Below are 12430 nucleotides of genomic sequence, written 5' to 3' on the forward strand. Positions count from 1 at the left end.
GCTGTCGCCCGCTTTAGGGCTGCTGGGCGCCCGCCATGCAGCGTAAGACGGTCGTCGCACAGCCTCATCTCGTCCGCCAGATTAGTTCGAGCTCGCGCCACAACGGAGCCGCCCGACCGTCTGATCAACTTGGGACCGGTATTCCGTGACCCGACTCGATCCCTATCCATCGCGCCGGTGAGTCGGTAACATCCATCGATCATAAGGAACGCGATGGAGCGGTCAAACGGCGAACGCAGGCTCGCAGCGGTCATCGCAGCCGATGTGGTCGGCTAAAGCCGACTGATGCAGGAGGATGACCAGGCGACGGTGTGGGCGTTGACCGAACGCCGGGCGCTGATCGCCGTCCACGTCGAAGCCGCTGGCGGGCGCATCGTCAACGCACCCGGAGATTCGATGCTGACCGAATTTGCCTCCGTTGTGAGCGCAGTGCAATGTGCGGTCAACGTCCAGCGTGCAATGGAAGAAGCCAACTCTGGCCTGCCCGAATCGCGGCGCATGCGCTACCGGATCGGCGTCAACCTCGGCGACGTGCTGGCCGATTCCGATGGCATCTACGGCGACGGCGTCAACATCGCTGCGCGGCTGGAGTCGCTCGCCGCCGCCGGAGGCATCTGCGCGTCGCAAGCAGTGCGCGACCAGGTCAGCAACCGGCTTGCGCTGCAGTCCGAAGACATGGGCGAACAGGCGGTGAAGAACATTGCCGAGCCCGCTGTTTCGTGTCGTAGTCTATGCGGCGCGCGATGGGCAGGTTGCGCCTGCCGCCGCGGTTAAATCGCCAGCGCACGCGCTGGCAGACCGCCGCTCGATCGCGGTGCTGCCCTTCACCAACATAACCCGCGACCCGGAGCAGGAGTATTTTGCCGACGGCATGGTCGAGGACATCACCACGGCCCTCGCGCGCACGGGGCAGTTCTTCGTTATCGCCCGCAACTCGAGCTTTGTCTACAAGGGCCGGGCCGTGGACATCAAGCAGGTGGGGCGCGAACTCGGGGTGCGCTACGTGCTCGAAGGAAGCGTACGCAAGGCGGGCAGCCAGATCCGAATCAGCGGCCAGTTGATCGAAGCCGAGAGCGGCAGTCACATCTGGGCCGACAGCTTCGATGGCGCGCTGGAGAATGTGTTCGATCTGCAGGATCGCATCACCGAGAACGTGGTGTGGGCAATTGTGCCCAGCGTGGAGCGCGCCGAGATCGAACTCTAGAGAGTAAAACCCACCAGCAATCTGCAGGCCTACGATCTTGTGCTGCGCGCGCTGCCTGGGATCCTGCCAGGCGCGAGCAAGGCACAGAAGGATGAAGCGTCTTTGTTGCTCGATCGCGCGCTGCAGTTGGACCCGCGCTATTCGTTGGCGAAAGCGTTCGGGGCATTTGCGTGCATGCACCGCGTGATCGACGGTCAAGGGGACGCTCAGGACGTGAGAACCGGGCTGCGCTTGGCAGACGAGGCCCTTGCGGACCACCGGGACAATCCCATGACCCTGGCCTTCGCGGCATATGCACTGGCCACACTCGGCTACCGCGTCCAGGGCGTGACAGTGATTGGGTTTCGATACGAGGAAGCATTGCGCGCGATCACCCTGCGGGTGAGGCCGATGCGATGTGATTTCGGTAAACGCGAGACGAGTGCGAGGCGTCGATGACGCTGTTTCAAATGCGTCTGATTCTTCGAAATGCGCCCCTTCATCGTCAAGCAACTCGACTACGACCTCACCCGGTGGCCGGCCTGGCGTTGGTCGCACATCATCTGAACCGACTCGCCTCGGTGTTCAAGCGCATCGACAGCGCCTTGCCCGTGAAGAATGGCGTTGCCAACAGCGACATCCTGCGCAGCTACCTGGGTCTGTTGGTGCAGGGCAAGAGCGACTTCGACGCGATCGAGAACTTCCGCGGCGATGCCTTCTTCAAGCAGGCGCTGGGTATCAAGCTGCTGCCCTCCAGCCCGACGCTGCGCCAGCGCATGGATGCACGCGCGGGCGACCTGTTTGACTTCCTGCCCCCGTTGATCGAGACGCTGCTGTCCGGCGTGCGGCTCGACTATGGCGTCTTGCCGTGCGGCTGGCTCGCGCTGGATGTCGATACGTTCACGATGGACAACGGCGACACCGCCAAGGACGGCGTGGGGCGCACCTACAGCGGGGTCGATGGCTACTGTCCGTTGGCCGCGTATCTGGGCTCGCACGGGTTCTGCCTGGAGTTGGCGCTGCGCCCGGGCGTGCAGCACTCGGCGTCGGAGACGCAATTCAACTTTGAGCGTGTGCTCCCGATGGCGCAACGCCTGAGCGCGGCAGGGCCGAAGGCACCGATCCTGGCGCGGCTGGACTCTGGCTTCGACTCCGCGGCGCTGATGCGTGAGATCGATTCGTACAACCGGGCCGGCGTGCCGGGGATGCCAGCGGTGGACTGGCTGATCAAGTGGAACCCACGCACGACCGATGTGGCAGCGCTGGCCGAGCGGCTTGAGGCCGACGCCACCACGCTCTGGGAACACCCGCGGGATGGCAAGCGCGTGACGCTGTGGGAACAGGCGCTGCACATCGAGGGCATCGAGCGGCCGCTGCGCCGGGTGCTGCGTCTGACTGAGCGCACCATCGATGAAGGGCCAGTTGCTGATCGAGCCCAAGCTCACGCTGGACGGCTGGACCACCAGCCTGGGCGCCAAACAGTTCGATGCGAAGGCCATCATCGCGCTGTATGCCGACCACGGCACGCACGAGCAGTTCCATTCCGAGTTCAAGACCGACCTCGACCTGGAGCGACTGCCCTCGGGCAAGTTCGATACAAACTATCTGGTGTGCGAACTCGCGGCGTTGGCCATGAGCATCCTGCGCCTGATGGGACAGGCCGGGCTGCTGGGGCCCGATGCACCGGTGCGCCATGCGGCCAAGCGCAGGCGCCTCAAGACCGTGATGCAGGAACTCATCTACCGCGCCGGTCGCCTCATCGAGCATGGCCGGCGCCTCATCCTCGGGCTCGGTGCCAACGATCGCGCGGCCAAGGCCTTCCAGCGGCTGCACGCAGAACTCTCGGCACTGCCATGACGCGGGCTTCGAATTGCGCGTCTACGTCCGTCACAGAGTAGCCCCAATTGCCCCCGAGAGCATTTCGGCTCACGGATTCAGGTTCTTGGATTGCGTGAAGTAATGGAATGGACGCCCCCACCCTACGCGGCATTGGATATGCCAAAGTTGAAGCGTTACTCAACCGCCTAAACCATCGAAGGTCCAACCACGTTTCTTGATGTAAGTCAGGGTTGGGCCACGTGCGTCGCGCAGTCGATTTCAGAAGTGCAACGGCGCAACGACCTGGCTGCCGATCTTCACCAGGCCGGCAATGACAATGGCCGAGAAAGCGAGCGAGCCGACGCCAGCCGTCATGCCCAGCGCCATCAGCAGTCCGTCGTCTCGCGACCCGCCCAGTGCCACCAGAACGGGCGCCACGCCTTCGTCGCGTCTGATCCGCGGCGATCCGCGCGATACGGTCGATGTCGATACCGTGCCTGTCGGCTTCACGGGGAATGTCCAAGACGGCTCCTTTGCTGCATGCATGAGGGCCGGCATCCAATCCGCAACACCCCGTAAGCCCAGCGCACTATGGTGCGCCTTCTTGGCGCGAGGGGCGCCGCAGCGTCATCAGCGGGTTCCGCTAAATCGTGCCGGTGCCTGCTCCGAGCCCGCCGGCATATTGAGAACGGCGCCATCGAGATACTGGACCCAATCCTCATGCGCATACAGGAAATCGTCGATCTCCTGCAAGACATCCAGCAGGAGACTGTCGCCTCGGATGTCGCTCACCAGCCTTCCGCATTGATTGTCCTGGCGCAGATTTACGCTCAGGCAGGTCGAGTCCGCCCTCGCATGGATGCGGACTTCATGGCGGCCGAGATCGAAAGGAACGAGGATTGCACGCAAGGACTTCAGGCAACGCTCGGCACCCAGCCGGCGTGCTTGTTCCAGCGACGAATCCATCTCCGCGGCAATGCCCGACAGGGCGGCGAGACATTGGGCGCGTCCATACGGAATGTGGGAATGGACATGGTTCGAAGCGGCCAGCGAATTCATGATTGGACCTCCTTCTTGACGTTGCACGTGCTGCGTTGTGGAAATTCTTGCAGCCGGCGAGCGCCACACCTTGCGCGGGATCAAACTCGTGCAACGTTTCTCTGCATCAAGGTGCCGGCCGGGTAGCCGCGCGATGCTGTGCTCCTGTCGTCGGCGGCTTTCCGGTTGCGGCGATTTCAAAGAGGAGCCGTCGCATGTTCATTCGACCCCTGCCAGCCTGTGTTCTCGCCGCCTCGTTACTGTCCGGTGTTTCGGCAGGGGCCCAGTCGCGCGGCGAACTCCTGTACGCAACGCATTGCATTGCGTGCCATACGACGCAGGTGCACTGGCGCGAGCGCAGGCTCGCCACAGACTGGAACAGCCTGCAAGCGCAAGTCGTTCGCTGGCAGGCCGCGGCATCGCTCGAATGGAGCGACGAGGACATCGTGGCGGTGACACGCCACCTCAATGAAAGCTTCTATGGTTTCAGGTCGCCGTCCGGCCCGCCCGTGGTCCTGATGCCGACGGCAAGCCGGCGTCCCGGGTCCCTGCCATGAATGACTGGGGGAAGCGCCACCCGTGGTCCATCCTGCTCGCGATCGGGCTGCTCGGGCTCGCGTTCCGTGAGCATCGCGTAGTCTGGCGCTTCTTCATGATGTCGTGTTTAGTTCAGGTGGTTGCAATGGCGCGGGGCGAACGTCCCAGCCGCTGTTCGACGGCGAGCACGTCACGCGTGATCTTGATCAGCGTGTCCGGCGTCACGCTCATCGCATCAATGCCGAGCTCGACCAGGTACGCGGCGACCTCCGGGTAGTCCGACGGTGCCTGACCACAGATTCCGACATGTCGGCCGTTTCGACGCGCACCCTCAATGGTTTGGCGGATCATGGCCTTGACGCCGTCGTCACGCTCGTCGAAGTCGAAGGCCACGATGCGCGAGTCGCGGTCCACGCCCAGCACCAATTGCGTCAGGTCGTTGGAGCCGATCGAAAAGCCGTCGAATAGCCGTGCAAAGGCGTCGATCTGGATCACGTTGTTTGGAATCTCGCACATCACGTAGATGTCGAGGCCATCGACACCGCGACGCAAGCCATGGGCAGCCATCGCTTCGAGCACATCCTCGGCCTCCTTGATGCGCCTGCAAAACGGAATCATCAGCTTCACGTTCGTCATTCCCATGTCTTCGCGTACCCGCTTCATGGCGGCGCATTCGAGAGCGAAGCCCTCTGAATAGGCCGGGTGCGTGTAGCGCGAGGCGCCGCGAAAGCCGATCATCGGGTTCTCTTCCTTCGGTTCGAACCAGCCGCCGCCGAGCAGGCTGGCGTACTCGTTGGTCTTGAAGTCGGACATGCGCACGATCACCGGCTTTGGATAGAAGGCCGCGGCGATCATGCCAACGCCTTCGGACAGTTCGCGCACGAAGTAGTCGGCCGACCGCTCGAAGGACCGCGTCAAGCGAGCGATTTCGGCGCGCACACCCGCGTCGTCGATCTTCTCGGGATGCACCAGCGCCATCGGATGAACCTTGATGTGTTCGGCCACGATGAACTCCATGCGCGCCAGGCCGACACCGTCGTTGGGCAGGAGCGCCGTCTGGAACGCACTATCAGGATTGCCCAAGTTGACCATCAACCGGGTCTGCGGACGCGCAAGTGTCGACAAGTCGACACGCGTCTTCTCGAATGGCACTGCGCCCGCATAGACGCGGCCTTCGGCGCCCTGGGCACAGGACACGGTGACCTCGTCGCCGGTGCGGATGCTGGCCGTCGCATTGTCGCACCCGACGACGGCAGGTATGCCGATTTCGCGGGCGACGATGGCCGCATGGCAGGTACGACCGCCGCGGTTGGTGACGACGGCTGCCGCAATTTTCATCACCGTTCCCCAATCGGGCATCGTGGTGTCGGCAACCAGCACTTCGCCGGGCTGGAACTGGCCGAGTGCGATCACATCGGTCACGACGCGCGCCTTGCCAGCTGCGATCGTCGAGCCGACGGCCCGGCCCCTGACAAGGGGAGCGGCAGGCGCATCTATGTGGTACTCGTCGACGCAGGTCAGCGGCTTGCGCGACGCCACCGTCTCAGGGCGGGCCTGTACGATGTAGATGTGCCCGTCCAGGCCGTCCTTGGCCCATTCGATGTCCATCGGCGTCGGCTGGCCCGCAAGTCGGCTGTAGTGGTCCTCGATGACCACGGCGGCGTCCGCCAGTGCCAACACGTCTGCGTCGTCGATGCAGTACCGGGCCCGATCTTCCGGCGGCGTCGGCAGGTTGCAGGTAGTTTCCCGACCGGCCCCTTTCGAATACACCAGCCGTGCCTCCTTGCCGCCCAGCTTGCGCCTGAGCACCGCGCGATGGCCCTGTTTCAGCGTGGGCTTGAAGACATAGAACTCGTCGGGGTCCACCGTGCCCTGAACGACGTTCTCCCCGAGGCCGTACGCCCCGGTGATGAACACGACGTCGCGAAATCCGCTGTCGGTGTCGAGCGTGAACATGACGCCACTGGCGGCCCGGTCAGAGCGCACCATCTGCATCACGCACACTGACTGGAGAATCTTGAGGTGATCAAAGCCGTTGTCGACGCGGTAGGCAATGGCGCGGTCCTTGAACAGGCTGGCAAAGCACAGGCGCACGGCGTCCAGCAGCCGGACCTCGCCGGAAATGTTCAGAAAGCTCTCGTGCTGGCCGGCGAAGCTGGCGTCCGGGAGGTCTTCCGCAGTGGCGGAACTGCGCACCGCCACCGTCATGTCGGCGCCGAACTCTTCACGTAATCGCGCATAGGCAGCGCAGATCTCGGCCGTCAACGCATCGGGGAGGGCGGCGGCGTAGATGATCTCCCGCGCGCGCCGCGCGCGCCGCGCGAGATCATCGACGTCATTCACATCGAGGCCGGCCAGTACGTCCCTCAAGCGCGGCAACGCGTCGGCCTGCTCGAGCGTTCGGTAATAGGCCTCTGCGGTGATGGCGAAGCCGTTGGGCACACGCACACCGTGCGGGGTGAGCGCGCGATACATCTCTCCGAGCGATGCGTTCTTGCCGCCCACGGTCGGCACGTTCTCGGCGCCCAGCTCGGAAAACCAGCGGATGAAGGTTGCTTGCGGGGCCATTGGCGTTTCCTCGACGTTTTGCGGTATGCGACGCGGCTCGGTCGTGCGCTGCTCATTCCTTGCCGGCCTGCCTCGCAGCACGAACGAGCAGCACGGGCACCGGCGAGATGCGAATCGCGCTGCCGTCGACAGGAACAAGAATTCGCTGGTACATGGAGCACTCCTTTGCTTTGGCTGCTGGAAGCATCACTTCAGCACGACGACTGGCTGTTTCGCACCAGTACCTTCTGCGCGACCGGGCCTAGCAACAGCTCGGCCGCCGCGCCGCGGCCTTTGGAGCCCGGCACGATCAGGTTGAACATGCCTTTGTTCGCGCATTTGATGGTCTCTTGCGCCACTTGGCCTGTTGCGGATCTCCATGTTATAGGCGATGCCAAAGGCCTTCGGCAACCGCCGGCCGGCTTGAGTTCCTTGTCGCTAAGTTCGCGAGAGTCACGCCCCGGGGCCGATGCGGCATCGGCGACGAGGGTCCATTGGGTCTTCATGATGGTTCCCTGGATGGGATGATGTCGAAGGCTAGTATGCTCATCCGTGTGGGACGTTGCGCTGGATCAACCTCCTGCTTTCTGCGCTGGCTGTTCGCGTAGTTTGCGAACGTCGATTCGTTGCGTCAGAGGCGCGTGAGTTCGTATCGGGTTTCTGATATGAGACCTTGCGCCATCGTGCAATACGCCGAGGCGAATGCTCGCCGACGAGCACAAACGCACTGGCACCAAGCAGCGTCTGCGGCGAGTTCGCCGACGCGGCCGACAGCTGGAACATCGAGCGGCGCGTGCACGCGCGGCTGGAGCACGGTGCACAAGGCAACAACCCGTGCTTCGTGGTGACCGATCTCGACGACGGCGCTGCACAGCTGTTGAGCGCTTGCACTGTGCCCGGGGCGAAGCCGAGAACCGCATCAAGGAGGCGAAGTTTGACCTGTTCGGCACGCGAGCGAGTTGCCACCGCTTTGCGGCCAAGCAGCTGCGCTTGCTGCTTCAGCATTGACCTATATGTAGATGCAGCGCCTTCGCGAACTCGCCTTGAGGGGCGGCGAGCTGGAGCGCGCCACCACGCCGCGATCTGCGTGCGGATCATCAAGATGGGGACGGTGATTCTTGCGCAACACGCGCTGCGTGCGAGTTTTGCTGGGCCTCGCATCACTCACCAGGCAGCGTGTTCCTCCATGCAAGTTCGGGCTAGGGGCACGCATGACGACGTGGAAATTCGGCGCCGCGAAGATGGTCGCATCCACGATGGTGCACGCGCGCATCAGAGACCCTCGCTCGGCAAGGGGCGTTGGTTCCTTCGAACACCGTCTTCGTGAGGTCTTTGTCCAGCAGCAATCGCCTGACTTCAACAGCGTGGTGGTGTCGGACACCGACTTATGCGACAGGTCAATGCCCACGAATCGCGCAGTGCCTGGCTCGTACAGCGCTTGTTCCAGCGCTTCATCGGCCAAGCCGTACCAACTGCTGGAGGCAGTACATGCGCAACGTCCGCGGAAGGCCGTTGGGCTGCCGAGCGCATCGTTAGGCGGGGCGAGGGCCCGGGCTTGACGTAGGTTAACCGCTGCGAGGCGCTGGATTTGGCTTGGATGCAGGTCAAGAGGGCGCCCTTTCATGCGCCAGAGTCCGGACAGGCCTGCTGTCCTGGCGTAGAACCGGTGACACCCAACCTCCTGAATCGTCGCTTCGACGGGTGCAGCCGAACCGGGCCTGGGTGGGCGACATCACGTATGTCGCAACCGGCGAGGGCTGGTTGTACCTGGCCGTTGTGATGGATCTGGCGAGCCGCCGAATCGTGGGCTGGTCGATGTCCGAGAGGATCGATGCGAAGTTGGTCTGCGCGGCACTGAAGTTGGCATACTGGCAGAGAAGCCGGACTGCTTGTACACACCGATCGTGGAAGCCATAACGCAAGCCACGACTACCGTCGCCTGGCGGCGGACTTCGCCATGGTCGATCAGCACGGTGCCGACGACACGGCACACTTCGACCAACTGCTGCCACTCGCGGCTGTGGCGGGCAAAGCGCGAAACCTCGCGCGCGGCAACCGCGCCGACCTTGCCCAGACACACATCGGCCACATGCGCTGGAAGCCGCTGCGCGTCACGGTCCCAGCGGCTGAGCGGCCCAGATCCTCGTCAACGACCTCGATCTCGCGCCAGCCGAGGTGCTGCAGCCGCTCCTGCATGGCGTACTGCAGCCGTTGGCTCTCTAGGTTATGACTGACCTGGTAGGTCGAGGACTGGCGGACGTAGTGGATCGCCTTGCGCGAAAGGTGTTGAGGCTTGATCTTGTCATTCATAGCGGTCCTTCGGGGGCGTTGCCTGCCCGTGCTGACGAGCAACGTGATCGCGAAGCATGCGCGCCAGTAGGCGCAGTTCCTGCGATCGGACGTCGATTGGGATCGGCCTCCCAGCTCGGTTCGTTGCGAGACGGCCGGAACAGCGTCAGTTGAATCGCCCGCGGCGCCTTCAGAGTCGATGGCATGAGCACCTCCTGCAAGTGACTGGTCATGGTGCTCGGCTTTTAGCACTGAGTCGGCGATGTGGCCCGATCGGGCGTGCAAGTCCGATCAACGCATGCAATTCGCGCAAAGCATCAACGCAGACCTCCGGATCGCAGGCCCCTGTGCAAGGCGCTGCGCACCCCTGCGTGGAACATCCACAGCGGGATCTCGACCGCACGCGCACGTCCAGTTCGGGCGTCAGCCCGCAGCGAACGACAACTTGCCCCTGGCTGATCCTCGTGACATGCACCCACACCGTACGGCCGAACCTCGGATGCCGGTGGTATCGGACTTCTCGCGATTCGGTACTAATGGGTGTTCCGTTGTTGGGTTGTACAACCGCGTGCGCATGCAAACGGCCATCGGGTACCTTGCCCCCGTCGAAGGGGAACTCAGCCTCCTGGCTGCGTGACTTGGTGTACGTGGAAACGAGGCAGGGTCATGCGCACCCGGTCGATTTTCGCGACCACTTCGCGCCAGAGTTCGCCGCGCTCGGGCCGCTGATCGCCCACGGCCTGGTGCGCCTGAGCGACCATGCGCCGGAGGTCACGCCGATGGGATGGTTCTTCGTGCGCGCCATCGCCATGGTGTTCGACCGCTATCTGCAGGCCGAACCCGCACGCGCTATTCGCGCATCGTCTGATGCAAGGCGGCCTGGCGACTGCCGCGTTGCTGATGGGGCGGGCCGGCGGGCCGCATTGCGTGTCCATGTGCGCCGCGCCATCGGCCGGGGTGATCCGACTGGTGCGCGCACCGCTCGGCTCCACGGTGGAAGCCGCGCCGGTATCGACCACGCTGGCGTTCCATGCGGGGCGGGCAGCCAGCTATGCCTTGGCCGGGGCGCTCGTCGCCGGCGCGGCGCAGTCGCTGGCCTATGCGAGCGCACACGTGACGGCACTGAAGCCGCTGTGGGTGCTGCTGCATGCGGCCACGCTGGCCTGGGGCCTGGCCCTGATCTTCCAGGGCCGGCAGCCGGACTGGGCCCACAGGGCTGGGCAAGAGGCTGGCCTTGCGCATGCGTCCGCACAGGCGTTCGGCGTTCGGCGTGCTGACCATGGGTGCGCTGTGTTTGGTGATGCCGTGCGGCCTGCTCTGTTCGGCGCTCGCGCTGGCCAGCCTGGGCAACGGCGCGCTCGACGGCGCGATGGTGATGGGGCGGCCCCGTGGGCCTTGCAGCTGCTGGGGAACGACAAGCTGGGTCCATCGCGGGCACGCTGGGGCGCGCGCATCGCGGGCGTGCTGCTGGCCTTGATGGCGCTGCAGGCCGTGTGGCTGGACTTCGCGCAAGGCATCAGCGACTGGTGCGTTGAACACGCGCCTGGCTTGCGCCAGCGCAAGGGGAGCCCGTCCTGCCAGCGCGACGATCCACCCGTGAAGCCCGTTCGCGCGAAAGTCCTGTCGGGCGCCCTCGCCCTGACCCTTGTCGCCCCTGCCGGCGCGATGGACGCGTCATGCCCCGAGCGAACCGATGGCCGCGTCGCGGACTTCGCGGCGGCCGCCGCGCGCGAAACCCCGGCAGTGGTGACGCTGGTCGCGAGTGGCGTCGATGTGGGGTGGAACGTCGGCGAAGCCGAACACGATGAAGTGGACGATGCAGGCGCCCCCGGCGAGCCATACCGCAAGCAAGGGGCGCCGTCCGTTGGACGCAGCACCGCCGCGGGCCTCGTCATCCGGCCGGACGGCTACATCGTGACGAGCGCGCATGCCGTGGCCGGTGCGCATGATGTCGCCGCACGCTTCGCCGACGGACGAGGCTTCAGGGCCAGCATCGTCGGCATCGACAAGCGCACCGACGTGGCCCTGCTCAAGGTCGAGGCATCGGGCCTCGCCGTTGCGGCCATCGCCACGGCCGTGCCTTGCCCCGGCGAGCCGGTGGCTGCGTTGGGCTCGCCGCTGGGCTTCGAGCAGAGCGTGACCGCCGGCGTCCTCGGCGCCAGTCCGCGCTTTGTCGAAGGCGGGGGCGGCGTGCCCTACATCCAAACCGATGTCGCGCTCAATCCAGGCAGTTCGGGCGGGCCGTTGTTCAACCGGCGGGGCGCAGTGATCGGCATGAATGCGATGGTCTATTCGGCCCTCGGAGGGCTCCCCGGCTATTCCCTGAGCGTGCCGATCGACCTGGCCTTGCGCGTGGCCAATGAACTGCGCACCACCGGCCATGTCACCCGCGCGAAGATCGGCGCGCACACCCAGCCGCTGACGTCTGAGCTGGCGCAGGCCTTCGGCATCAACCGTGTCGTCGGGGCCATGGTGGTGGGCGTGGACTCGCAGGACAGCGCTGCGCGCGCCGGCATGCGCACCGGCGACGTGATCCTCGCGGTCAATGGCGCCTGGCCCGGGACCTATGCCGACATCCAGGAGGCCGTGGGCTCGGCCCGACCCGGCGCAACGCTCATGCTGACGGTGTGGCGGCGTCGGGCGGCGACCCAGGTCAGCGTCACCGCCGCCGCCACCGCCACCGCCACCGCCACCGCCACCGAGATCGTTGCGGCCAGGCCGGCGGAAGACGATCGGCCTCCGGCGACGCAGCGCGACGAATCGCGTCTCGGCCTGGGCGTGATCGAGCGAAAGGGCGCGCTGGGCGATGGCGGGCGCTACGTGCGCACCGTCACGGGCGCCGCGCAGAGCATCCACGTCGGCGACCAGATCCTCGGTGTCAACGATGCGCCGACGGCCACGCCCCACGAGCTCGACAGTGCGCTGGCAACCGCCCGAGGCAACGATGTCATCGCGATGCTCGTAGCCCGGGGAAAGCTGCGCAGCTACATCGCGGTCGACCGTCGTTGAACGAAGGAG

10 protein-coding genes and 4 pseudogenes are annotated in these 12430 nt (G+C 65.0%); 8 read left to right on the plus strand and 6 right to left on the minus strand.

Going from position 1 to position 12430, the window contains the following annotated elements; genetic code table 11:
- Nucleotides 1–285 precede the first annotated feature (285 nt).
- The 4 genes and pseudogenes from WKW80_RS32515 to WKW80_RS32530 all read left to right on the plus strand — a co-directional run bounded on the left by WKW80_RS32515 (nucleotide 286) and on the right by WKW80_RS32530 (nucleotide 3040).
- Nucleotides 286–774 (plus strand): adenylate/guanylate cyclase domain-containing protein, encoded by a 489-nt coding sequence (locus WKW80_RS32515; RefSeq protein WP_340367722.1) that lies wholly within the window; start codon nucleotides 286–288, stop codon nucleotides 772–774.
- Nucleotides 701–1204, plus strand: coding sequence for a hypothetical protein (locus tag WKW80_RS32520; protein ID WP_340367723.1), 504 nt, complete (start codon nucleotides 701–703; stop codon nucleotides 1202–1204). The genes WKW80_RS32515 and WKW80_RS32520 overlap by 74 nt, the downstream gene beginning before the upstream one ends.
- Before the next feature lie 39 nt (nucleotides 1205–1243).
- Nucleotides 1244–1642, plus strand: coding sequence for a hypothetical protein (locus WKW80_RS32525; protein WP_340367724.1), 399 nt, complete (start codon nucleotides 1244–1246; stop codon nucleotides 1640–1642).
- 11 nt (nucleotides 1643–1653) lie between these two features.
- Nucleotides 1654–3040: pseudogene (locus tag WKW80_RS32530) on the plus strand (IS1380 family transposase).
- A gap of 240 nt (nucleotides 3041–3280) precedes the next feature.
- Here the strand turns inward: WKW80_RS32530 and WKW80_RS32535 are convergent.
- Both WKW80_RS32535 and WKW80_RS32540 read right to left on the minus strand, forming a co-directional pair.
- Nucleotides 3281–3511, minus strand: coding sequence for a hypothetical protein (locus WKW80_RS32535; RefSeq protein ID WP_340367725.1), 231 nt, complete (start codon nucleotides 3509–3511; stop codon nucleotides 3281–3283).
- Between the two features lie 120 nt (nucleotides 3512–3631).
- Complete coding sequence (locus WKW80_RS32540) at nucleotides 3632–4060, minus strand: hypothetical protein (protein WP_340367726.1); 429 nt, start codon at nucleotides 4058–4060, stop codon at nucleotides 3632–3634.
- A gap of 194 nt (nucleotides 4061–4254) precedes the next feature.
- Here WKW80_RS32540 and WKW80_RS32545 point away from each other — a divergent pair, with 194 nt between their 5' ends.
- On the plus strand, nucleotides 4255–4596 hold the full coding sequence (locus WKW80_RS32545) for a cytochrome C (protein WP_340367727.1): 342 nt from the start codon (nucleotides 4255–4257) through the stop codon (nucleotides 4594–4596).
- Between the two features lie 112 nt (nucleotides 4597–4708).
- Here WKW80_RS32545 and ppsA read toward each other — a convergent pair whose 3' ends face one another.
- Together ppsA and WKW80_RS32555 are read right to left on the minus strand one after the other, a co-directional pair.
- The gene (ppsA, locus tag WKW80_RS32550) at nucleotides 4709–7144 is read right to left on the minus strand and encodes a phosphoenolpyruvate synthase (RefSeq protein ID WP_340367728.1); all 2436 of its coding nucleotides are present in this window, start codon (nucleotides 7142–7144) and stop codon (nucleotides 4709–4711) included.
- A gap of 191 nt (nucleotides 7145–7335) precedes the next feature.
- Nucleotides 7336–7629, minus strand: a complete 294-nt coding sequence (locus WKW80_RS32555; RefSeq protein WP_340367729.1) for a universal stress protein — start codon at nucleotides 7627–7629, stop codon at nucleotides 7336–7338.
- A gap of 193 nt (nucleotides 7630–7822) precedes the next feature.
- Between WKW80_RS32555 and WKW80_RS37520 the strand changes: the two are divergent.
- Nucleotides 7823–8326, plus strand: a pseudogene (locus WKW80_RS37520) (transposase); the annotation flags it as partial.
- Between the two features lie 22 nt (nucleotides 8327–8348).
- Here WKW80_RS37520 and WKW80_RS32565 read toward each other — a convergent pair.
- Nucleotides 8349–8655: pseudogene (locus tag WKW80_RS32565) on the minus strand (transposase); the annotation flags it as partial.
- A 140-nt stretch (nucleotides 8656–8795) separates the two neighbouring features.
- On the opposite strand from WKW80_RS32565, the pseudogene WKW80_RS32570 reads away from it, so the two are divergent.
- Nucleotides 8796–9065 (plus strand): annotated as a pseudogene (locus WKW80_RS32570) (DDE-type integrase/transposase/recombinase); the annotation flags it as partial.
- Between the two features lie 23 nt (nucleotides 9066–9088).
- Here WKW80_RS32570 and WKW80_RS32575 read toward each other — a convergent pair.
- Nucleotides 9089–9433: a hypothetical protein gene (locus WKW80_RS32575; RefSeq protein WP_340367768.1), complete on the minus strand. Its 345-nt coding sequence runs from the start codon at nucleotides 9431–9433 to the stop codon at nucleotides 9089–9091.
- Nucleotides 9434–10279: 846 nt separating this feature from the next.
- On the opposite strand from WKW80_RS32575, the gene WKW80_RS32580 reads away from it, so the two are divergent.
- Nucleotides 10280–12421, plus strand: coding sequence for a trypsin-like peptidase domain-containing protein (locus WKW80_RS32580; protein WP_340367730.1), 2142 nt, complete (start codon nucleotides 10280–10282; stop codon nucleotides 12419–12421).
- Nucleotides 12422–12430 lie beyond the last annotated feature (9 nt).

This window comes from Variovorax humicola (assembly GCF_037889915.1).
In the GTDB taxonomy this organism is placed as follows: Bacteria; Pseudomonadota; Gammaproteobacteria; order Burkholderiales; family Burkholderiaceae_C; genus Variovorax; species Variovorax humicola.